Below are 23,488 nucleotides of genomic sequence, written 5' to 3'. Positions count from 1 at the left end.
AATAACTTAAAGCATAAAGCTACTTTCAAATACGCGGATTTCTTTGCTGACAGGATCGGTAAACTCTATTCTTTTGGCCAGAAGTTTTAAAGGTCTATCGTAGTCTTCATCACCGGCCGCCAATGGGGTAGGGTAAAGCGCATCGTTCATCAGCGGCATATTCAAACTCATCATATGCACGCGGAGCTGGTGTTTCTTTCCGGTATGCGGCGTGAGGCGGTAGAGGCTGAATGCACCGCGGTTTTCGATAAGCTCGATGGTCGTGTGGGCGTTGGGTTCGCCTTCCGTTTCCCGCGTGAGAAAGAATTTTTCGCCTCGTTCCATTCGTGACGAAATATCCAGCGGATAGTCCAAATCCGTCCGCGTCGGCGCCACCGCTTCATAGGTTTTTTGTACGGTTTTTTCTTGGAACATGGTCTGATAATCACGACGCGTGGCAGGGTTGAGCGAAAGCAGCATAACGCCTGCCGTATCTTTGTCCAAGCGATGAATCGGCGTAATGTCTTCAACATTCAAATGCTGCAATTCAGGCCGCAAACGCAGGCGCGTGAGCAGGGTTTCCCGCAAAAACCTGCCGCTGGGGATGACAGGCAGAAAATGCGGTTTGTCCACCACAATCAAATGCTCATCAATATGCAAAATCTTTTCTTCAAACGGAATACGCGGCTCGCTCTCACGGCTGGTTTCACGGTAATAAAACATCGTCTTGCCGGGTTCGAACAAGGTATTCTCATCAAACGGCACGCCATCCGCGCCCACCACAAAACCGCTGTTCAGCCGCCGTCGCCAGTTTTCTTCGCCGACAAAGGGAAAATGAGTGCATAAAAAATGCAGCAGCGGCAAGCCGTAAAACTGCTTTTCATGCGGCAAAACCAAGTAGCTGGGTTTGACACCGTCTAAAAGGGGGAGGGGATTGGTACGTTTTTTCATGCGGCGGATTGTACTCGGTTTTTAGGATTTTTTCAGACGGCCTTTTGATTGCTATTGACGCGATATTGCACTTTTTATCATGATTTTCGTTGTAGATGGAAATCTATCTTTTATAAAGGACAACCTGTTGTAGAGTAGGAAAACTGTATTTTCTCAGGAAGAATAGGAACGACATCTTTTCCGGATTTGATATTGCAAACAGATTAACTATTCAAGTTAAAGGTTGTTTGAAAATTTTGAGGATGGTTTTCAAACGACTTTAGTAGGAATAAATCAAGCATGAAAGGGGCGAGTATATTATCATAGCGGTTGTTTACACATTTCATATGTCGGATAAAACCAATGACCCAAGCAAGCAAAAAATCCAACAAATCCATTGAACCCAATATCGCTGACCTTGCCAACGGCTGGCTGAAATCCTACAAGCTCGATTACAGACTTGAACAAGCAAGTCTAAATACTGAAATCGACAAAGCCCTAGACGACTATTATTCCAAAAATGGCGGCATTGGCGGAAACCGTCCCGATGTGAAGCTATTGCTACAAAGTAGTAAAAACGGGCGTTACTACCCCGTACTTATCGAATATAAAGGTCATAAAGACAAACTGGAAAAACTCGATGCTGACGGTAATGTCGAAAACCGCAACGCTAAAAACGAGCCAATTTTCAAAAACATCAACGGCTATGCCGTAAACGGCGCGGTACATTACGCCAATGCCGTACTGCACCATACTAGTTACACTGATATCATCGCTGTCGGTATGACGGGCTACAAAGACGAGCAGGGAGAAATTCGTCATGAAATCGGCGTGTATTATGTGTCTAAAAACAATTTAGGCATAGGGCAGCGCGTCGGCGATTTTGACGACTTCTCATTTTTGGCGGCAGAACACTTTGAAGATTTCATCAGCCAAGTCGAAGAACTCTCGCTAACGCCCGAAGAATTGGACAAGCTCAAAGAAAAGCGTGAAAAAGAAATTGATGCCAGCCTGACCAAGCTCAACAACGACATCTACCAAAACGAAAAAGGCCTAGGCGAAAACGACCGTGTCTATCTCGTTGCTGCCGCCATCATCGCTACCATCGGCATACCCGGAAAAGTTGCGCCGCTGGAAAAATCCGACCTCAAATCATCAAACGAACGCGGCTGGCGCGACGGCGACATTCTTGTGCGTAAAATCGAGTCTTTCTTGGAAGAAAAAGCACTACCCAAAGAAAAGAAAGAGATGATTTTACGCACATTATCCAATACCCTTCTGACCGAAAACATCAACAAAGTTCACAGCGGCGAAACCCAATTAAAACGTGTCTTTACCAAAATTGTCGATGACTTGGGCATCTACTACAAAATCGGGCTGACTACCGATTTTACCGGTAAGCTCTTTAACGAAATGTACTCATGGCTGGGCTTTACTCAAGATAAGCTCAACGACGTGGTGCTGACCCCGTCTTATGTCGCCACATTACTTGCCAAACTTGCACGCGTTAATAAAGATTCCTATGTTTGGGACTTCGCCACAGGTTCAGCCGGGTTGTTGGTTGCTGCCATGAATGAAATGCTGATAGATGCTAAAAACAGCATAGATTCCCCACAAGAACTACGAGAAAAAGAAGCCCAAATCAAAGCTGAACAGCTTTTGGGTTTGGAGTTGCTTTCCAGCGTCTATATGCTTGCCATTTTGAATATGATTCTGATGGGCGACGGCAGCTCCAATATCTTAAACAAAGACTCACTGACCGATTTTGACGGCAAATACGGCTTCGGTAAAACCGACCATAAATTCCCCGCTGATGCCTTTATCCTTAATCCTCCGTATTCTGCCAACGGCAACGGCATGAACTTTGTTGAACGTGCATTGAACATGATGGAAAAAGGCTACGCCGCCATCATTATTCAAAATTCCGCAGGTTCAGGAAAAGCCCGAGAAATTAACAGGCGGATTCTGCAAAACAATACTCTGCTTGCTAGCATAAAAATGCCTCTTGATTTATTTATTGGTAAATCCAGCGTGCAAACCAATATTTATGTTTTCAAAGTAGGCGAACCGCATGAGAAAGACGAAACTGTTAAATTTATCGATTTTTCAAATGACGGTTATACCCGTACCAACCGCAAAAAAGCCAGCAATAATCTCAAAGATACTGGCAATGCACGAGGTCGTTATGCGGAATTGGTAAATTTAGTCCGCTTCGGTAAGAAGAAACTCAATATTTTCAGCGAGAAAGAGTATTACGAAGGCACGATCAATCCGAAAAATGGAGCGGACTGGAACCAATCTGCTCCAATTGACACAAAGCCGACGCTTGATGATTTCAAAAAAACCGTCAGTGACTATCTCGCCTGGGAAGTTTCCAATCTGTTAAAACGCCAAAATAAGGAAGATGATACTCTGGGAAAGTAGATATCCACTTGACTGAGATGCTGAATGAAGTTGAGTGGGGAGAGTTTAAACTAGGAGATTTATTTGAAATCAATCCGACAAAATATTATCGGCTGAGTAATGAAGAAATTATTTCAGTAAATGGTACTGTACCTTTGGTTTCAAATTCTTCCGTGGATAATGGAGTAATGGGATTTTCCAAGCTGCCGGCAAATAATATAGGAAATACGATAACTTGTTCTGATACAACGATTGGTGCGGATACAATGTTTTATCAAGAGAAGGCCTTTATCGGTTATTCGCATATTCAACATTTTGTCCCCAAGCCTATAATGGCAAGATTCAACAGGGCAATTGCACATATAATCATTACGGCAAGCAGAATTGCGACAACCAAAAAATATGATTACGGAGTGAAATTTAACAGAAAGGAGATGCGTTCTACAAAAGTTCATCTTCCCATCAAAAATGGTCAAATAAATCTTGACTTTATTGAAAATTTCGTGGCCGAGCTGGAAGCTCGGCGTTCCGCCGAGCTGGAAGCTCGGCGTTCCGCCGAGCTGGAAGCCTACCTTTCAGCCGCAGGGCTGAAAGACTACACGCTGACGACGGAAGAAGAGCGAGCATTAGCAGCGTTGGAAAATAGAGAAATCACGTTCATCGAATATAAGGTTGTGGATTTATTTACGGTGAAAAATACAAACAATATCCTTTCTCGCGATGTAACACCAAACAGTGGTAATACGCCTTATTTGTCAGCAAGCCGAGAAAATAACGCAGTTAGCTCTTATATTTCCCACAGAGAAAATCTGATAGATAAGGGTAACTGTATTTTTATTGGTGGAAAGACATTTGTTGTTACCTATCAGGCAGAAGATTTTTATTCTAACGACAGTCATAATTTATGTTTATATTTGAAGGAAAAGGAAGAAGCCAGCAAGCTAAATCAATTGTGCATCATTTCCTGTATTGAACGGAATTTAGGTCATAAATATTCTTGGGGAGACAGTATCAGCAATAAGAAAATTCAAACAGATACTGTTTTCCTGCCATCTAAAAACGGCAAGCCCGACTATGGCTATATGCAAACCCTGATTTCCGCCGTACAAAAACAAGTCATCAAAGATGTGGTGCACTATGCCGATGAAAAAATCGCCGCCACCAAAACGGTAACAGCAAGGTAAACCTGTTTAAAACCGAAGGCCGTCTGAATGCGAAAACCGATTTTCAGACGGCCTTTTGATTTGTTCCCAACCTCACAAACCCTTAAAAATCAGCTATAATGCCCAACTATTTGATTTTCGCTTATCCCATATTGAAATGGCACAAAAAATTCAATCTGTAAAAGGTATGAACGACCTTTTACCTGTCGAACAAAAAGATTTCAAACTGACGGCTGCGTTTTGGCAGGCGTTTGAAGATACGGTCGGCCGTTGGACACGCGCTTACGGTTATCAGCAAATCCGCACGCCGATTGTCGAGCAAACCGGTTTGTTTGTCCGTTCCATCGGCGAAGAAACCGATGTGGTCGGTAAGGAAATGTACACCTTCTCCGATTCAAACGATTCTTTGAGTTTGAGCTTGCGTCCTGAAGGTACGGCTTCTTGTCTGCGTGCGGTGGTCGAACACAACCTTCTGTACAACAGCCCGCAAAAGCTGTGGTATATGGGGCCGATGTTCCGCCGCGAGCGTCCGCAAAAAGGCCGTTATCGTCAGTTCCATCAGGTTGGTATCGAGGCTTTGGGTTTTGAAGGGCCGGATATTGATGCGGAAATCATCGCGATGTCTGCCGATTTGTGGGAAAAATTGGGTATTCGCGAATACTTGACTTTGGAAATCAACAGTTTGGGCAACCGTGAGGAACGCGCGGCACACCGTGCGGCATTGGTTGAATATTTGACCCGCTATGAGGCGCAACTGGATGAAGACAGCAAACGCCGTCTGAAAACCAATCCTTTGCGCGTTTTGGATACGAAAAATCCTGATTTGCAGGAAATCTGCAACGCGGCGCCGCGTCTGGTGGATTATTTGGGCGAGGCTTCGCAAAACCACTATGCACGCTTCAAGGCGATGTTGGACGGTTTGGGTATTCAATATATTGAAAATCCGCGCTTGGTCCGTGGTTTGGATTACTACAATCAGACGGTTTTTGAGTGGACGACCGACAAACTCGGCGCGCAGGCGACTGTGTGCGGTGGCGGCCGTTACGATGGTTTGATTGAAGAGCTTGGCGGTAAGCCTGCGCCGTCTATCGGCTTTGCGATGGGTATTGAGCGCCTGCTGCTTTTGGTGAGCGAATACGGCTCGCTGGAAGTGAACGCTGCGCCTGATGTCTATGCAATGCACCAAGGCGAAGGTGCGGATTTGCAGGTGATGAAATACGCGCAAGCCTTGCGCGCTCAAGGTTTCAATGTGATGCAGCATTCCGGCTATCAGAGCCTGAAAGCGCAAATGAAAAAAGCAGACAACAGTGGCGCACGCTTTGCCCTGATTGTGGCTCAGGATGAGCTGGCAAACGGTACGGTTACCCTGAAAGATATGCAGGGCAAACACGAACAACAAACCGTTGCCGCCGCTGATTTGACAGACACTTTACAACAATGGAAGAACGCATAAATGGCAGCCCATTTGGAAGAACAACAAGAGTTAGACAACTTTAAATATTTTTGGAAAAGCATCGGCCGTTGGATTTTTACCTTGCTGATCGTGGCGTCTTTGGGGTATTTGGGTTACACCATTTACCAAGGCCAAAAAGCTTCAAAAGATCAGGAAGCTGCCGCCGTATTGGCGCAAATGGTGGAAAAGGCACAGCAAAAAACCGACCAAAAAGCCATCAACGCCGATTTGGCCGAATTGCAAAAAAACTATCCTGATTCTATTTCGACAGCCCAAGCCACTTTGATGGTAGCGGCAACCGAGTTTGATGCCGGCCGTTATGATGTGGCGGAAGGTCATTTGAATTGGGTGCTGAAAAATCAAAACGCACCGCTGGTTCAAGCTTTGGCAGCGCAGCGTTTGGGCGTTACCCTATTGCAGCAAAAAAAATACGATGCCGCCATCAATGCCCTGAATACTCAGGTTGAGGCTGATTTCGAGCCTTTGATGTTGGAAACCAAAGGCGATGTTTACGTTGCTCAAAATAAAACCAAAGAAGCCGTACAAAGTTACGAAGCTGCTTTGAGCAAAATGCCGCAAACCGCAGTAGGCCGCGAATTGCTGCAAATGAAAATCGACAGCTTGAAATAAGTTTGTTTGAAATCAAGGCCGTCTGAAGTTGCAATGACTTTTCAGACGGCCTACACTTATCCTTATCAACCGTGTTTTTAAAACACCTGCTTGTGTTCCGCTCCCGTTTTTAGGCGGCACTTGACACAGAAAGACTCAATTATGAAACCAACCATCGCGCTTGTCGGCCGCCCCAATGTTGGCAAATCTACTTTATTCAACCGTTTGACACGCACCAAAGACGCGCTTGTGCATGACTTGCCCGGCCTGACGCGTGACCGCCATTACGGTCATGGCAAAGTCGGCAGCAAACCTTATTTGGTCATCGATACCGGCGGTTTTGAGCCGGTTGTGGACAGCGGTATTTTGCACGAAATGGCAAAACAAACCTTGCAGGCTGTCGATGAAGCCGATGCGGTTGTGTTTTTGGTGGACGGTCGTACCGGTTTGACGCCGCAAGATAAAATTATTGCCGACCGTTTGCGCCAAAGTCCGCGTCCTGTTTATTTGGCTGTGAATAAAGGCGAGGGTGGCAATAGGGTCGTGCTTGCCGCCGAGTTCTACGAACTTGCCCTGGGCGACCCTTATGTTATTTCAGGTGCGCACGGCGATGGCGTATATTATCTGATTGAAGATATTTTGGAAACCTTCCCTGAGCCTGAAAAAGAAGAGGAAGAAGCCAAACATCCTGTTTTTGCCGTTATCGGCCGTCCGAATGTCGGTAAATCGACCTTGGTAAACGCCATTCTCGGCGAAGAGCGCGTGATTGCCTTCGATATGGCAGGCACGACGCGCGACAGTATCCATATTGATTTTGAACGTGAAGGCAAACCGTTTACCATCATCGATACCGCAGGTGTACGCCGTCGCGGCAAAGTGGATGAAGCGGTGGAAAAGTTCTCCGTTATCAAAGCCATGCAGGCGGTTGAAGCGGCAAACGTTGCTGTCTTGGTATTGGACGCTCAACAAGATATCGCCGACCAAGATGCGACGATTGCAGGTTTTGCTTTGGAAGCAGGCCGTGCTTTGGTGGTGGCGGTCAATAAATGGGACGGTATCAGCGAAGAGCGCCGCGAGCAAGTGAAACGCGATATCAACCGCAAACTGTATTTCCTTGATTTTGCTAAGTTTCACTTTATTTCTGCGTTGAAAGAGCGCGGTATAGACGGTTTGTTTGAAAGCATTCAGGCTGCCTATAATGCGGCGATGATTAAGATGCCGACGCCGAAAATTACACGCGTATTGCAAAGCGCGATTGAGCGTCAACAGCCGCCGCGTGCTGGTTTGGTGCGTCCGAAAATGCGTTATGCCCACCAAGGCGGCATGAATCCGCCGGTGATTGTGGTTCACGGTAATTCGCTGCACGCGATTTCAGACAGCTACACACGCTATCTGACCCAAACATTCCGCAAAGCCTTCAATCTGCAAGGTACGCCGCTCAGAATTCAATACAATGTTTCGGAAAACCCGTATGAAAATGCGGAAGACAAACCGAAGAAAAAACCGCTGCGCCGTGTCAGCTTGAGCAACCGTATTGAGAAACGCGAAGGCCGCAAGGAAGAGAAAAACCGCTTCAAGAAGAAAACCAAAGTCAGCGTGAAAAAACAATTTAGCAAATAAGCACAAAGGCCGTCTGAACAATTTCAGACGGCCTTTTTATAATGAAAAACAGCTTGTTAGAGCTTTATGGCATATTTTCGATAGGGCTTGCCGAATTTAAAAAAAACATTAAATTTGGATTTGGGATTGTTGTGAATATGGAAATGAAACAGTCGGTTTGACGGGAAGTTCCCTTATTACTGGATTCCTAAACGGTGTGATAGAAAAAAATAGTTGGTAATTTATCCTATTCGGGGCTACAATCCCATCAAACGCCGATTTTGGCGTCTTTACAATCATAATAATGGAGCTCAAGAATATGACAGCTAAAGGACAAATGTTACAAGATCCTTTTTTGAATGCGTTGCGTAAAGAGCACGTTCCGGTTTCAATCTACTTGGTAAACGGCATCAAGCTGCAAGGTCAAGTGGAATCATTCGACCAGTACGTTGTTCTGCTGCGTAATACTTCCGTGACTCAAATGGTTTACAAACACGCTATCTCAACAATCGTTCCTGCACGCGCAGTCAGCCTGCAACACGAAAACAAACAACCTCAAGCTGCTGCCGCAGCTGCTCCAGTTCAAGTTGAGACTGTGCAACAACCTGCCGAATAAATGATGTAACGCATTCCTGTTTTTCAATACCTTACCGCTTTCGCGGTAGGGTATTTTTATTTTCAGACGACCTTTATCATGCTGCTTGAAAACATTCTTCCCTTTGCACACTCCCTGTTACGACAAGCCTTAAAATTAGGTGGCCGCGCTTTGGATGCGACGGCCGGAAACGGGCATGATACTTTGCTGTTGGCACAGTTGGTTGGCGAGACGGGTAGGGTATGGGCGTTTGATGTGCAATCTAAAGCATTAATGCAGACCCAAGGCCGTCTGAAAGAAAACGGCGTAGATGGTCGGGTAGCCCTGATACATGACGGCCATGAAAACCTTTTATCTTATATCGACGAGCCTTTAGATGCCGCAGTATTTAATTTCGGTTGGCTGCCGGGTGGCGATAAAAGCTGTACAACTGAAGCGGCAAGCAGTATCCGTGCGCTGACGGATACTTTGGGTTTGTTGAAAGAGGGCGGGCTTGCCGTGGCGGTATTGTATCCGGGACATGAAGCCGGCCGAATAGAGGCTGAAGCGATTGTGCAATGGGCGGAAACTTTGCCGCAGGAAGCTTTTGCCGTGTTACGCTATGGCTTTGTCAACCGCCGTAATGCGCCGCCCTATCTGCTGGCAATTGAAAAGTTGCGTCAGAAATAGATGTTTGCGGTAAAATAGCTGCTTTGTTTTTCAACTCTCAACATAAGAAACTGCCATGCAATATCTGTTTGTAAAATACAGCCATCAGATTTTCGTTGCCATCACCATCCTGTTGTTCAACATTCGTTTTTTCCTGCTCTGGCGTCATCCTGAGAAGCCGTTGGCAGGCATTTGGAAAGCCATGCCGCATTTGAACGACACCATGTTGCTGTTTACCGGCTTGTGGCTGATGAAGATTACCCATTTTTCGCCGTTCAATGCGCCGTGGCTCGGCATGAAAATCCTGCTGTTGCTGGTTTATATTGTGTTGGGCATGATTATGATGCGTTCGCGTCCGCGTTCGCCGAAATTCTATATTGTCTACGTTTTGTCCATGTCGTGTGTTGCCACGATTGTTTTCCTAGCCAAAACCAAAACGCTGCCGTTTTAAAAGAGGCCGTCTGAAATGTATCCGCATTTTGCCGTTATCGCTTTGGGCAGCAATCTTGCCAATCCGGCCGAACAGGTTCGCGCTGCTTTGGCCGAATTGGCCGCGCATCCGCATATCCGGCTCGAAAAGGCTTCTTCCCTGTATCTGACTGCGCCGGTCGGCTATGATGATCAGCCTGATTTTGTGAACGCCGTGTGTGCTGTGAGAACTTCATTGGACGGCGTAGCGCTGTTGGCAGAGTTAAACCGCATCGAGGCCGAATTTGGGCGCGAACGTACCTTCCGTAATGCGCCGCGCGCCTTGGATTTGGACATTATCGATTTTGACGGTATTCGTAGCGATGACCCGCATCTGACCTTGCCGCATCCGCGCGCGCATGAACGTAGTTTCGTTATGTTGCCGTTGGCTGAAATCCTTCCGGATTTCGAGTTGGGCGAGCATGGCCGTGCGGCTGATTTGGCTCAGGCTTTGGGCGGGCAGGGTATTCGCCTGCTGAAAGAATAAAGGCCGTCTGAAAAACGGACGAAAACAAGAAAGGGCGTGTTGGACACGCCTTTTTTGCTATAAAATATTGTTGGGAAACACATTACAAAGAGTTACTATGAATCCTCGTTATATTGTTGTCGAAGGCGCCATCGGTAGCGGCAAGACCGCTTTGAGCCGCCGCTTGGCAGAGCATTTCAGCGCGTTGCTGTTGTCGGAGAACCCGGATCACAATCCGTTTCTCATGAAGTTTTATAGCAATGTTTCCAATAATGGCTTGGCTGCCGAACTTTTCTTCCTGACGCGCCGCGCTGAAAGCGTGAATATTATTGAAGAACAATGCGCGCAAGGCGGAATGGTTGTGGCTGATTTTCTGCCGGAAAAAGACCGTATTTTTACGCCTATCGTTTTGAATGATGACGAGCAGCAGCTTTTTGCCGATATGAAGCAACGCATTCTGCCGCAATACGCGGAACCTGATGTGGTGATTTATCTGCAAACCGCCGTCGAAAACAACCGCAAACGCCTGCAAAAACGTCACGAAGGCATTATCAGCTTGTTTCCCGAAGGCTATTTGGGACGGGTGCATGACGAATACAGCCATTTCTTCCATTTGTATCAAAGCGCACCTTTGCTGACCGTCAATGCCGATGAGTTGGATTTGGCTGGCAATGACGACCACTTCCAGCTTTTGTTGCGCGCATTGGAAGATTTTCAAGGTACGCGCAGTTATTTGAATTTAAGCGAAAAATAAACGCAGGCTAGGTTTAGGCCGTCTGAAAGGAATAATATGTCAAAATATCAATTCACACTCCCATCTTCTTCCGGCAGCGATTTTAACTCCGCCGAACATTTGCCGTTGGTTGTCTATTTTTATCCTAAAGACAGCACGCCCGGCTGTACCACCGAAGGCTTAGATTTCAATGCTCGATTGGAGCAATTCAAAGCATTGGGCTATACCGTTGTCGGCATTTCGCGCGACGGTGTCAAATCGCATCAGAATTTTTGCGCCAAACAAGGCTTCCAGTTTGAACTGTTGAGCGACAAAGAAGAAACCGTCTGCAAACTGTTTGACGTGATCAAGCTGAAAAAGCTTTACGGCAAAGAATCCCTCGGCATCGAGCGCAGCACATTTGTGCTGGACGAAAACGGCGAAATCGCCCATGAGTGGCGCAAAGTCAAAGTGGCCGGACACGCGCAGGAAGTGCTGGATACAATCTCTCAAGCTTCTTAATAGAACCTTGAAAACCTAAGGCCGTCTGAACGGATGTAAAGTCATGCCGTTCAGACGGCCTTTCAATACAGTTTGATGAATATGGACGATTTAATAGACAAGCTGCTTGAATCCCTTTGGCTGCAAGACAGGCTCAGCCACAATACGCTGCAAAGTTACCGCCGTGATTTGGTTAAAGTTGCGGCGCGTTTGGCCGAGGACGGGCAGGATTGGTTGAGTGCCGATGAATTTGCCCTGTCTGATGCCGTGTATGCGGAGGGGGAAAAAAGCACGTCCCAAGCACGGGCCTTGTCGGCTTGCAAGCGCATGTACGGCTGGCTGGAAGAAACGGGCCAAAGAGCAGACAATCCCACCCGTTTTCTCAAAGCGCCGAAATCGGAACGCAAACTGCCCATGCTGATTACCGAAGCCCAAATCGATGCGCTGCTGGCTGCGCCGGATGTGGAAACGCCGCACGGACTGCGCGACAAAGCCTTGCTCGAAGTCATGTATGCAACAGGCTTGCGCGTGACCGAAGCCGTCAAATTGACGCTCAGCGATATCGATTTACATCGCGGCAGTATCCGTACCATAGGCAAGGGAGACAAATTGCGTCTGGTTCCATTGGGACAGGAGGCGGCATATTGGGTAGAACGCTATTGCAACGAATCACGCCCGTTGTTGCTGAAAAACAAAATCTGCGACGAAGTGTTTGTCAGCCAAAAACGCAGCGGCATCAGCCGTCAGCTTGCATGGATGATAGTCAAAGAATATGCCGAAGCGGCCGGTATTGCTTCGCTCAGCCCGCACGGTTTGCGCCATGCTTTTGCCACGCATTTGGTCAATCACGGCGTCGATTTGCGCTCAGTCCAGATGATGTTGGGACATTCCGATATCAACACCACGCAGATTTATACCCATGTTGCCAATATCCGTTTGAAAAACATGGTCGATGAACACCATTCCCGTTCATAAATAAAGGCGGCATCTCGAAGATGCCGCTTTTTGTTATTAAGGCCGTCTGAAAGCTTATCAAACTTCAGAATTATAAAATATCAATCAAAATATAAAATTTCATAGAAAAATTTCAAAGTAAAAGGGCTGTGTCAATATTGCAATGCAAACCGTTTTTATTTATATTTACGTTTAAGAATAAATCCTACTCTCAATTACAGAGGGTAACAAAATAATTGGAGCACATCATGTTCGTATGCATCTGCAATGCCATTACTGACCACGACATCAAAGAGACCATCGCCGCCGGTGCAACCACCATGAGCGATTTGCAGGCTCAATTAGGTGTAGCGACTTGTTGCGGTTGTTGCGGCGAATTGGCAGCGTCATTTTTGACTGCAAGCAGTGCCCAAAATACCGTGACTGCCGGAATCAACGTTCAGTCTTAATTTTAGAATATACACAAAGGCCGTCTGAAGGCGTGACAGAAATCCTTGATTTCGTTTCGCGCCTGTTCAGACGGCCTTTGTCATGCCTGTATGGTTTGGAGGCATTTTGCTATACAATGGCCGCTTTTGTCCCTCCGAGAGTAACCGCCATGAAACTGACCTTGATGTTTCGGGAATATTGCAGCCTGTGCCACAAAATGCGCGAACAATTAAAGCCTTATCAGGAGCAGTTTGGATTTGAGCTGGATATTGTCGATGTTGATGAAGATCCGGTTTTAGAAGAAAAGTACAATGAGCTGGTGCCTGTTTTGCTGGATGGCGATACCGAAATCTGCCATTGGTTTTTGGACGAAGAAAAACTGAAAGCGCATTTGAGCGCGTAACAAACCGTTGACCATATTGTCTTTCAGACGGCCTTTGGCTGTTTATGCCGTCTGAACATTGATTTTATTATGACTGAAAAACTTTCTCCCGATGCGCTGATTGAAGCGGCGCTGTTGACGCAAATCGAACCCCTAAACGAAAAAGCCATGCGCGAATTGTGCGTGCCGCCGTTGTCGCAAGACAAGCTGATTGACGTATTGGCGCAACTGAAGGCCCGTTGGCAGGGCAGGGCTTTGCAACTGGTGCATACCCATGAGGGCTGGCGCTTCCAAATCGCCCAAGCCGCATTTGAACGACTGGGCAGCCTGCAAGAGCAGCGCGCGCCGCGTTATTCCCGCGCCGTGATGGAAACGCTGGCGATTATTGCCTATCAGCAACCGGTAACGCGTGGCGATATCGAAGGCATACGCGGCGTGGCGGTGTCGCAAAATGTCATGCAAACCTTGCAGGATAGAGGCTGGATTGAAGTCATCGGCCACCGTGATTCTGTCGGCCGTCCGGCTTTGTGGGCGACAACGGCAACATTCTTAAGCGATTTGCGTTTGGAAAGTTTGGAAGAATTGCCGCCGCTGACTGAATTGGGCGAGCTGGTGTTGCCTGATTTGATGGAAACGCCGCCGACAGGCGATGAGGAGGCTGAAGAAGCAGTTGAATCAGGAAGCAGACTGATTAACTGATTTGAATGTAAAGGCCGTCTGAAACAATCGTGTTTCAGACGGCCTTTATTGTTGTATAACATCATGATGTTATGTGGGGCGTATGGATTTCGGCTGTGGCCATTGTGTTGCTGGGTGCCGGCGGTTTGCCTATCTTGCAAACCATGACTCTGATTGCGTCTCTGCCGTTTGCTGTGTTGATGATTTTTATGATGGTTTCTTTGTGGAAAGCCCTGAACAACGATGCCAAATGTTTTGCAACCGCCGTCAATCCGGGCAGTATTTTCTGGTCGGGCGATCATTGGAGGGAACGCCTTGGCCAAATGATGAATCAGACGCAGGAAGTCGATATCATCAAATTTATGAAAAATACGGCGCTTCCGGCAATGCAGGAATTGAAAGACGAATTGACCGAAAAATACAATATGGACGTAGAAATCCGTTGCCTGTTGCAACAGGATGAGACGTCGGTGGAGCTGGTGGTACATAAAGGGACGGTAAGGGATTTTGTCTATGGGATTAAATCCGTAAAGCAGGAAATTACCGACCAGTTGATTCGTGAAGACAGCCTACCTCATTTCAAATATGCGGCAGCGTTCATACCGTTGACGTATTTCTCGGATGGGCGCGATGGATACGATGTGCAATATATGACGCAAAAAGAATTGATTGCCGATATGCTCAAGCAGTATGAGCGTTATCTGAACCTGCTTGCCGGAGTGGGGCAGGAATTGATGGGGCATGAACAAGTAGAGCTGGCAGAGTAAAATAAATTTAGGCCGTCTGAACATGTGGCAATATCCAGACGGCCTTTTTATTGCCTGCTTAAAAAATAATTTGTTTAAAATAAATATCTTAGATAAATTATAAGAAAAATCTGATTCAAACTATAAAAAATCTTAGTTATAATCAGCTTATCTAAAGCTATTCCGCATAGGTGCGGATAATTTACTAAGGAATACTACAATGCTGTTGGCACTTTCTTTGCGTGATTTTGTCATTGTTGAAAACCTGAATCTTGATTTTCAAAACGGCTTTACCGTATTGACGGGCGAGACCGGTGCAGGCAAATCGATTACTCTGGATGCGATTGGCCTATTGTTGGGCGATAAGGCCGATTACAGCCAAGTGCGCAGCGGCGCCAAAGAAGCGCAGTTGTCGGCTTTGTTCGACATCAGCGGTTTGCCCGAACTGAAAGCGCAGCTGCAGGAGCAAGGCCTTTTGGAAGAAGATGCGGAAGAGCTCAGCATCCGCCGTATTATCGATGCCAAGGGTAAAAGCCGCAGTTATATCAATAATCAGGCTGCAACATTGGCGCAACTGAAAGCCATCGGCGAGCAGTTAATCGATATTCACGGCCAAAATGCCCATCACTCATTGAATCAAGAGTCCGCACAGCGTGAGCTGTTGGATGCGTTTGCCGGCAGCAAAGAGCAGGCAGAAACAGTCAAGCAGCTTTATCAGAATTGGGTCAATGCGAAAAAGGCATTACAAGAAGCGCAAGAGCAGGCAGAAACCATGGCCATCGAACGCGAGCGTTTGGAATGGCAGTTCAATGAATTGAACCAATTGGAGCTTAAACCCAATGAATGGGAAACCTTAAGCCAAAGCCACGACAACCTGGTGCATTCGGCCGAGTTGCTGCAAACCGCCGAACAAGTAGGCGACAGTATAGACGGGGACAACGGCATCCAACGTCAAATCTACCAATGCCAAAAACTGCTGGGCAATCTGCAAAACATTGAACCGCGCTTTGCCGAGAGCTTGAATATGTTGGCAAGTATTGAAGCTGAGTTGGGGGAAATCAGTGCCAATATGCGCGATGTGGCCGGTCGCAGCGATATCGATCCTAATGAATTGGCCGTACAAGAAAGCCGTATGGGCGAATTGATGAGCATGGCGCGCAAATACCGCATTGAGCCGGAAGAGTTGCCGCAAAAGTTGGCAGAAATCGACGAGCGCCTGCAAAACCTGCAAGCGGCTGCCGATTTGGAAGTCTTAGAAAATACAGTCGCACGCAATCTTGCCGAATACCACGAAGCCGCGCATATTCTCTCCGCCATGCGCCATCAGGCTGCTGGCCGTTTGGGCGAAGAGACCACCGAGCATATGCAGCATTTGGCCATGAAAGGCGCACGTTTTGACATCGTCTTGTTGCCGTCTTCGCCGACCGCACATGGTCTGGAGCAGGTGCAATTCCAAGTGGCGGCGAATAAAGGCAATCCGTCCCGTCCTTTGAATAAAGTGGCTTCCGGCGGCGAATTGGCGCGTATCAGCTTGGCTTTGCAAGTGGTTGCCAGCCAATACACGCAAGTGCCGACATTAATTTTTGACGAAGTGGATACCGGTATTGGTGGCGGCGTTGCTGAAATGGTCGGTAAAGCTTTGCGTGCCTTAGGTAAAAAACATCAAGTCTTGGCGGTAACCCATCTTCCTCAAGTCGCCTCTTGCGGTGAAAACCATTGGCAGGTGCGCAAGCATAGCGAAGGCGAACAAACCGTCAGCGAAATCAGCGTCTTGAACCATCATCAGCGCATTGAGGAAATCGCGCGTATGCTGGGTGGCGAAATCATTACCGATACCACACGCAGCCATGCCGCCGAACTCTTGCATTTGGCAGCTGCCTAAAAGCCTCAAGGCCGTCTGAAAATAGAATTCAGACGGCCTTTTCTATATTTTGCCACCTTTTCAGGCAGGCAGAATACAAGGTATGATTATATTGTCTGTTTACAAGGAAATTTTGATGAAAGTCCTGTTTATCGCCGATCCGATGGCAAGTTTTAAAACCTATAAAGACACTACTTACGCCATGATGCGTGAAATGGCAAAGCGCGGTTGGCAGCTTTTTCATACCTTGAGCGGAGAATTGTCCGTCCGTGAAGGCTTGGTGGTGGCTCAGGCAGCGGCATTTGAGTTTGTCGGCGCGAAGAACGATGACGATCATGAATGGTTTAAAGCAGAGGCAAAAGTTCAGACGGCCTTAAAAGATTTCGATGCGGTCATTATGCGCACTGATCCGCCGTTTGATATGCAATATCTGTATGCGACCCAGTTTTTGACGTTGGCACAGCAGCAGGGCGCAAAAGTATTTAATAGCGGGCAGGCAATGCGCGATTTCAATGAGAAATTGGCGATTTTGAACTTCAGCCAGTTTACCGCGCCGACTTTGGTTACCACACGTTCCGCCGATGTCCGTGCCTTTTTGAAAGAACACGGCGACATCATCATCAAACCTTTGGACGGCATGGGTGGTATGGGCATTTTCCGCCTGACCGAATCCGATCCCAATATCGGCAGTATTTTGGAAACCCTGATGCAGCTTGATTCACGCACCATCATGGCGCAACGTTATATTCCTGAAATCGTACATGGCGACAAGCGCATTCTGATTATCGGCGGGGAAGTTGTTCCGTATGCTTTGGCGCGCATTCCGCAAAATGGCGAAACACGCGGCAACTTGGCTGCCGGTGGCCGCGGCGTGGCGCAGGAGTTGAGCGAGCGCGACCGTGAGATTGCAGAAACCCTTGCGCCTGAATTGAAGCACCGCGGTATTTTGCTTGCTGGTTTGGATGTCATCGGCAGCAACCTGACCGAAGTCAACGTAACCAGCCCGACCGGCTTCCAAGAAATCATGAAGCAAAAAGATTTCGACGTTGCCGCCATGTTCGCAGATGTCGTGGCATCTTGGGCAAAACAATAAATCCAAAGGCCGTCTGAAAATTGATCCGACCGTTTTTTTCAGACGGCCTTTTTATGTTGAGTATATGATGAAACCATCTTCCTACGCTTCCGAGAAAAAAGGAAAAAACGGTATCAAGCGCATTATCAATGCGTTTGGTTATTCCAAAGACGGACTGGCTGCCGCGTATCGTTATGAAAGCGCATTTCGCCAAGTTTTTTGGCTGAACCTGATTTTAATTGTCTTGGCTTTGTTCCTTGATTTCGGCCCGGTCACCAAAATGGTGCTTGTTGTCGCATCGTTTATTTCACTGATTACCGAATTGTTTAATACCGCCATCGAGGCAGCTGTTGACCATACCTCTACTGAAAAACACGAGCTGGCCAAGCGTGCCAAAGATGCCGGTTCGGCCGCGCAACTGATGGCTTTGTTAATGTTATTTATTGTTTGGATTGTTGCATTAACTGCTTAGAAATGTGGTAATATGGTAATTCATTAGGATTAGATAGTATTACTTAATCTATATCAAAGTTTTCAGACGGCCTTCGGTTGTAAGATGAAGGCTGTATATCCCAGCCATTTGGCAAACATAAGGAGCAAAACATGAAAAAATTAATGGCAACCCTGATTCTGGCAGGCTTGGCAACTTCCGTATCTGCAGCCGGTATCCATATTGAAGACGGTTGGGCACGTTCTACCGTTGAAGGTATGAAAATGGGTGGCGCATTCATGAAAATCCAAAACGATGAAGCCAAACAAGACTTCTTGGTAGGAGGCAGCAGCCCTGTTGCAGAACGCATTGAAGTACACACTCACGTGAACGACAACGGCGTTATGCGCATGCGCGAAGTTAAAGGCGGCATCCCGCTGGAAGCAAAAGGCGTAACCGAACTGAAACCAGGCAGCTACCACGTTATGTTCATGGGTCTGAAAAAACCGCTGAAAGAAGGCGAAAAAGTACCTGTTACCCTGAAATTCAAAAATGCCAAACCTCAAACCGTACAACTGGAAGTGAAAACCGCACCGCAATCCGGCATGGATCACGGTCACGGTCATGGTCACGGTGGCGCGCATCAACACTAATTGCTTGAATTTTCATATAAAGGCCGTCTGAAAGTCATTAGGCTTTCAGACGGCCTTTTCTGTCGTTAAATCAAAATGTGCTAAAATCACGCTTTAAAAAATGCATTTGAAACCCACATTCCCCTCATGAATACTACTAACACACCAACAAACATCATCGTCGGCCTCTCCGGCGGCGTCGATTCATCTGTTACCGCGGCCCTGCTCAAACAGCAAGGCCATCAAATCAGCGGCGTGTTCATGCAGAACTGGGAAGATGACGACAACGACGAATATTGCAGCATCAAACAAGACTCCTTTGATGCCATTGCCGTTGCCGATATCATCGGTATCGATATCGACATCGTCAATTTTGCCGCGCAATATAAAGACAATGTATTTGCCTATTTCCTCAAAGAATACAGCGCAGGCCGCACGCCAAACCCGGACGTCTTGTGCAATGCCGAAATCAAATTCAAATGCTTTTTGGATTATGCCATTGAGCAGGGCGCCGATACCATTGCCACCGGACACTATGCCCGCAAAGAAGTTCGCAACGGCGTGCATTACCTGCTCAAAGGCTTGGATCAAAACAAAGACCAAAGCTATTTCTTGTACCGCCTCAAACCTTTCCAACTTGAGCGCGCGATTTTCCCATTGGGCGAGTTAGAAAAGCCTGAAGTCCGCCGTCTTGCCGAAGAATTCAAATTACCGACTGCAACCAAAAAAGACAGTACCGGTATTTGCTTTATCGGCGAACGTCCGTTCCGCGAATTTCTGCAAAAATACCTGCCGACCAATAATGGCAAAATGGTTACCCCTGAAGGAAAAGTAGTCGGCGAACACGTCGGCTTAATGTTTTACACGCTGGGCCAACGCAAAGGCTTGGGTATCGGCGGCGCAGGCGAGCCATGGTTTGTCGCGGCCAAGGATTTGACTAAAAACGAACTGATTGTCGTCCAAGGTCATAACCATCCTTTGCTTTATACACAAAGCCTGGTGATGAACGATTTGAGCTTCACATTGCCCGAACGCCCGAAAGAAGGACGCTATACCTGCAAAACGCGCTACCGTATGGCTGACGCACCTTGTACGTTGCGTTACTTGAATGATGAAACCATCGAGCTTGTCTTTGACGATCCACAATGGGCAGTAACTCCCGGACAATCTGCGGTACTGTATGACGGCGATGTGTGCTTGGGCGGCGGTATCATCATGTCCACCGACAAGCCTGTCATTATTACTGCTTAATAAAAGGGCCGTCTGAAAACGAAGCGGCGGATTGAAATAAAGCCTTTCAGACGGCCTCGATTTCAAAAAACGACTAAATAAAAGACTGATCAATATGGAAAAACTCTGGCTCAAAAGCTATGAACAAGGCGTAAACTCTGAAATCGATATTTCTCAATACAACTCCATCAGCGACGTATTCCGTCAAAGTGTCGAGAAATTCGCGGATAAACCTGCTTTTCAAAACATGGGCAAAACGCTGACTTATGCCGAAGTGGGCAAGTTGGCTACCGATTTTGCTTCTTACCTGCAAAACGTATTGAAACTGCCGCGCGGTGAGCGTGTGGCGATTATGATGCCGAACGTTTTGCAATATCCGATTGCGCTTTTCGGTATTTTGCAGGCAGGCTTGGTGGCAGTGAATACCAATCCGCTTTATACGCCGCGCGAGTTGGAGCATCAGTTGAAAGACAGTGGCGCGACAACGATTGTCGTGTTGGAGAACTTTGCCAATACGTTGGAGTTGGTGTTGCCGCGTACGCAAATCAAACATGTGATTGTCGCGTCGGTCGGCGAGATGTTCGGCATGATTAAAGGCGCGTTGATGAACTTCGTCATCCGCAAAGTGAAAAAAATGGTGCCGGAATACCGCATTCCCAATACCGTGACTTTTCAGACGGCCTTGAAGCAAGGTGCGGCCAATTCGTTCAAACCAGTCGAGTTGACGCGCGATGATACTGCTTTGCTGCAATATACGGGCGGTACGACCGGTTTGGCGAAAGGCGCCGTCCTCACTCACGGCAATATCTGCGCCAATATGTTGCAGGCAAAAGAATGGATTAAAAACAGCCTGCACGAAGGCAAAGAAACGGTCATTGCCGCGTTGCCGCTGTATCATATCTTTGCCTTGACGGTGAACCTGATGATCTTTGCGAATACCGGTTCTAAAATCATCCTGATTACCAATCCGCGCGACATGAAAGGATTTATCGGTGAATTGAAAAAAGAGCCGATTAGCGTATTCATCGGTGTGAATACCCTGTTTAATGCGATGGTCAACCGTCCAGATTTTGCCGAAGTCGATTTTTCCCGTTTGAAGCTGACTTTGGGCGGCGGTATGGCAACGCAAAGAGCCGTGGCGGAAAAATGGAAAAAAATCACCGGTACGCCGATTGTGGAGGCCTACGGCTTGACCGAAGCCAGTCCGGGCGTATGTTGTAATCCTTTGAATATCGAAGCTTACAGCGGTGGTATTGGCCTGCCTGTTCCTTCAACTGAGATAGAATTGCGCGATGCAGACGGCAAAGAAGTGCCTATCGGACAACCGGGCGAATTGTGGGTGCGCGGCCCGCAAGTGATGAAAGGCTATTGGAATCGTCCTGAAGAAACCGCCAAAGCAATCGATGCACGCGGCTTTTTGGAGACCGGCGACATTGCCGTGATGGATGAAAAAGGCTGGCTGAAGCTGGTGGACCGCAAAAAAGATTTGATTGTGGTATCCGGTTTCAATGTGTATCCGAACGAAATCGAAGAAGTGGTGGCCGGCAATGACAAAGTCTTGGAAGTCGCCTGTATCGGCGTGGAAAGTGAGAAAACCGGCGAAGCGATTAAGGTTTTCGTCGTACGCAAAGATCCATCTTTGACCAAGGAAGAGCTTATCGATTTCTGCCGCAAAGAACTGACTGCTTATAAAGTGCCGAAAGACATCGAATTCCGCGACGAGTTGCCAAAATCCAACGTTGGCAAAATCCTGCGCCGCGAGCTGCGCTGATATACTAGAAACAGTATGATAAGGCCGTCTGAAAACGTTATTTTCAGACGGCCTGAAGCTTTTGCCGTTTGCCAGAATATGCTGCTTCAAGTTAAAATCACACATTCCAACATGGGTATCACATCATGACTAAATTTATTTTCGTAACCGGCGGCGTTGTATCTTCTTTGGGTAAAGGTATCGCCGCCGCTTCTATTGCTACTATTCTCGAGTCGCGTGGCTTGAACGTGACCATGCTTAAGCTCGACCCGTATATCAACGTTGACCCGGGTACCATGAGCCCATTTCAACACGGCGAAGTATTCGTGACCGATGACGGCGCGGAAACCGACCTCGACCTCGGTCACTACGAGCGTTTCATCAACGCCACCATGACCCGCCGCAACAGCTTCAGTACCGGCCAAGTCTATGAAAACGTGATTGCCAAAGAGCGTCGTGGCGACTATTTGGGCGGTACCGTACAAGTGATTCCGCACATTACCGATGAAATCAAACGCCGTATCCACGAAGGCGCGGCCGGTTATGATGTGGCGATTGTCGAAATCGGCGGTACAGTCGGCGACATCGAATCGTTGCCTTTCTTGGAAGCCATCCGCCAAATGCGCAGCCAGCTCGGCCGCAACAATACATTGTTTGCCCACCTGAGCTATGTTCCTTACATTGCCGCCGCCGGTGAAATCAAAACCAAACCGACCCAGCATACCGTTAAAGAAATGTTGAGCATCGGTTTGCAACCGGATATCCTGATCTGCCGTATGGACAGAGAAATGCCTGCGGACGAGCGCCGTAAGATTGCATTGTTCTGTAACGTTGAAGAACGTGCCATCGTAGGCAGTTACGATGTGGACAGTATTTACGAATGCCCTGAAATGCTGCACAACCAAGGCATTGACAGCATTATTACCGAGCAGCTCCAACTGAATGTCAAACAAGCCGATTTGACCGAATGGAAGAAAATCGTTCACGCGATTCGAAATCCGAAACATACCGTCAAAATCGCAATGGTCGGCAAATACGTTGATTTGACCGAGTCCTACAAATCATTGATCGAAGCCCTGAAACACGCAGGTATTCACACTGAAACCGACGTACAAATTACCTTTGTTGACAGCGAAAGCATCGAGAAGGGCAATGGCGACGTTTCCATGCTCAAAGACATGGACGCGATTTTGGTACCGGGCGGCTTCGGTTCGCGCGGCGTGGAAGGCAAGATTGCCGCCGTACGCTATGCGCGTGAAAACAACGTACCATACTTGGGCATCTGCTTGGGCATGCAAATTGCCCTGATCGAATACGCCCGCGATGTTGCAGGCTTGAAAGGTGCGAACTCTACCGAGTTTGACTTGAAATGCGCCGCGCCTGTCGTTGCCCTGATTGACGAATGGCAAACTGCCGACGGCAGCGTAGAAACCCGCGACGAATCTGCCGATTTGGGCGGTACCATGCGTTTGGGTGCGCAAGAAGTTGACCTCAAACCGGGCAGCCTTGCCGCAAAAATCTACGGCAGCGAACATATCCGCGAACGCCATCGCCACCGCTACGAGGTCAACAACAATTATGTTCCTCAGTTGGAAAAAGCCGGTTTGGTCATCGGCGGCGTATCCGCAGGCCGCGAGCGTTTGGTTGAAACCATCGAATTGCCAAATCATCCTTGGTTCTTTGCATGTCAGTTCCATCCGGAATTTACTTCCAATCCGCGCAAAGGCCATCCTTTGTTCAGCGCGTTTGTGAAAGCCGCGTTGGGTAACAAAAAAGCCTGATTGATGTGATTGAAAAA

At 47.6% G+C, this 23,488-nt stretch carries 23 protein-coding genes and 1 pseudogene; 23 read left to right on the top strand and 1 reads right to left on the bottom strand.

The genetic code is table 11. The features are described from left to right. Positions 1-6 precede the first annotated feature (6 nt). On the bottom strand, positions 7-930 hold the full coding sequence (locus tag O3660_RS05480) for an RluA family pseudouridine synthase (RefSeq protein ID WP_049350664.1): 924 nt from the start codon (positions 928-930) through the stop codon (positions 7-9). Between the two features lie 342 nt (positions 931-1,272). Between O3660_RS05480 and O3660_RS05475 the strand changes: the two genes are divergently transcribed. The 23 genes and pseudogenes from O3660_RS05475 to O3660_RS05365 all read left to right on the top strand — a co-directional run bounded on the left by O3660_RS05475 (position 1,273) and on the right by O3660_RS05365 (position 23,471). Next, the gene (locus O3660_RS05475; protein WP_049350663.1) at positions 1,273-3,333 is read left to right on the top strand and encodes an N-6 DNA methylase; all 2,061 of its coding nucleotides are present in this window, start codon (positions 1,273-1,275) and stop codon (positions 3,331-3,333) included. Positions 3,334-3,350: 17 nt separating this feature from the next. After that, complete coding sequence (locus O3660_RS05470; RefSeq protein WP_049350674.1) at positions 3,351-4,496, top strand: restriction endonuclease subunit S; 1,146 nt, start codon at positions 3,351-3,353, stop codon at positions 4,494-4,496. Positions 4,497-4,632: 136 nt separating this feature from the next. Then, a complete protein-coding gene (gene hisS, locus O3660_RS05465) occupies positions 4,633-5,928 on the top strand; it encodes a histidine--tRNA ligase (protein ID WP_049350662.1) in 1,296 nt (431 codons plus the stop codon). Beyond that, positions 5,929-6,558 (top strand): tetratricopeptide repeat protein, encoded by a 630-nt coding sequence (locus O3660_RS05460; protein WP_003683165.1) that lies wholly within the window; start codon positions 5,929-5,931, stop codon positions 6,556-6,558. A 141-nt stretch (positions 6,559-6,699) separates the two neighbouring features. Then, positions 6,700-8,157, top strand: a complete 1,458-nt coding sequence (gene der, locus O3660_RS05455) for a ribosome biogenesis GTPase Der (protein WP_049350661.1) — start codon at positions 6,700-6,702, stop codon at positions 8,155-8,157. Between the two features lie 298 nt (positions 8,158-8,455). Continuing rightward, entirely contained in the window at positions 8,456-8,752 is a 297-nt protein-coding gene (gene hfq, locus O3660_RS05450; protein WP_036493792.1) for an RNA chaperone Hfq, read from the top strand. 78 nt (positions 8,753-8,830) lie between these two features. Beyond that, positions 8,831-9,400 (top strand): class I SAM-dependent methyltransferase, encoded by a 570-nt coding sequence (locus O3660_RS05445; protein WP_049350660.1) that lies wholly within the window; start codon positions 8,831-8,833, stop codon positions 9,398-9,400. A gap of 55 nt (positions 9,401-9,455) precedes the next feature. Then, positions 9,456-9,830, top strand: coding sequence for a SirB2 family protein (locus O3660_RS05440; RefSeq protein ID WP_049350659.1), 375 nt, complete (start codon positions 9,456-9,458; stop codon positions 9,828-9,830). A gap of 15 nt (positions 9,831-9,845) precedes the next feature. Next, a complete protein-coding gene (gene folK, locus O3660_RS05435; RefSeq protein ID WP_049350658.1) occupies positions 9,846-10,334 on the top strand; it encodes a 2-amino-4-hydroxy-6-hydroxymethyldihydropteridine diphosphokinase in 489 nt (162 codons plus the stop codon). Between the two features lie 97 nt (positions 10,335-10,431). Then, positions 10,432-11,067, top strand: coding sequence for a deoxynucleoside kinase (locus O3660_RS05430; protein WP_049350657.1), 636 nt, complete (start codon positions 10,432-10,434; stop codon positions 11,065-11,067). Positions 11,068-11,103: 36 nt separating this feature from the next. Beyond that, a complete protein-coding gene (locus O3660_RS05425; RefSeq protein ID WP_003683206.1) occupies positions 11,104-11,547 on the top strand; it encodes a peroxiredoxin in 444 nt (147 codons plus the stop codon). Between the two features lie 75 nt (positions 11,548-11,622). After that, entirely contained in the window at positions 11,623-12,501 is an 879-nt protein-coding gene (xerD, locus tag O3660_RS05420; RefSeq protein WP_371464633.1) for a site-specific tyrosine recombinase XerD, read from the top strand. 227 nt (positions 12,502-12,728) lie between these two features. Continuing rightward, positions 12,729-12,929, top strand: a complete 201-nt coding sequence (locus O3660_RS05415) for a (2Fe-2S)-binding protein (RefSeq protein WP_003681978.1) — start codon at positions 12,729-12,731, stop codon at positions 12,927-12,929. A gap of 149 nt (positions 12,930-13,078) precedes the next feature. Further along, a complete protein-coding gene (locus O3660_RS05410; RefSeq protein ID WP_036472354.1) occupies positions 13,079-13,312 on the top strand; it encodes a glutaredoxin family protein in 234 nt (77 codons plus the stop codon). Positions 13,313-13,381: 69 nt separating this feature from the next. Continuing rightward, the gene (locus tag O3660_RS05405) at positions 13,382-13,990 is read left to right on the top strand and encodes an SMC-Scp complex subunit ScpB (protein ID WP_049350655.1); all 609 of its coding nucleotides are present in this window, start codon (positions 13,382-13,384) and stop codon (positions 13,988-13,990) included. 68 nt (positions 13,991-14,058) lie between these two features. Next, a pseudogene (locus O3660_RS05400) lies at positions 14,059-14,736 on the top strand (BCCT family transporter); the annotation flags it as partial. A 199-nt stretch (positions 14,737-14,935) separates the two neighbouring features. Next, positions 14,936-16,597, top strand: coding sequence for a DNA repair protein RecN (gene recN / locus O3660_RS05395; RefSeq protein WP_049350653.1), 1,662 nt, complete (start codon positions 14,936-14,938; stop codon positions 16,595-16,597). 115 nt (positions 16,598-16,712) lie between these two features. Further along, the gene (gshB, locus tag O3660_RS05390; RefSeq protein ID WP_049350652.1) at positions 16,713-17,669 is read left to right on the top strand and encodes a glutathione synthase; all 957 of its coding nucleotides are present in this window, start codon (positions 16,713-16,715) and stop codon (positions 17,667-17,669) included. 67 nt (positions 17,670-17,736) lie between these two features. Next, entirely contained in the window at positions 17,737-18,120 is a 384-nt protein-coding gene (locus O3660_RS05385; protein ID WP_049350673.1) for a diacylglycerol kinase, read from the top strand. Between the two features lie 131 nt (positions 18,121-18,251). Continuing rightward, positions 18,252-18,731: a copper chaperone PCu(A)C gene (locus tag O3660_RS05380; RefSeq protein WP_049350651.1), complete on the top strand. Its 480-nt coding sequence runs from the start codon at positions 18,252-18,254 to the stop codon at positions 18,729-18,731. Positions 18,732-18,857: 126 nt separating this feature from the next. Next, positions 18,858-19,961, top strand: coding sequence for a tRNA 2-thiouridine(34) synthase MnmA (gene mnmA / locus O3660_RS05375; protein ID WP_371464632.1), 1,104 nt, complete (start codon positions 18,858-18,860; stop codon positions 19,959-19,961). 94 nt (positions 19,962-20,055) lie between these two features. Then, the gene (locus O3660_RS05370) at positions 20,056-21,711 is read left to right on the top strand and encodes an AMP-binding protein (protein ID WP_371464631.1); all 1,656 of its coding nucleotides are present in this window, start codon (positions 20,056-20,058) and stop codon (positions 21,709-21,711) included. 125 nt (positions 21,712-21,836) lie between these two features. Further along, positions 21,837-23,471 (top strand): CTP synthase, encoded by a 1,635-nt coding sequence (locus O3660_RS05365; protein ID WP_049350648.1) that lies wholly within the window; start codon positions 21,837-21,839, stop codon positions 23,469-23,471. Positions 23,472-23,488 lie beyond the last annotated feature (17 nt).

It is taken from the genome of Neisseria sp. 27098_8_139, assembly GCF_041433195.1.
In the GTDB taxonomy this organism is placed as follows: Bacteria; Pseudomonadota; Gammaproteobacteria; order Burkholderiales; family Neisseriaceae; genus Neisseria; species Neisseria subflava.
Note: the sequence above shows the minus strand (reverse complement) of the source record. Positions and strands in the feature narration are given on the sequence as shown.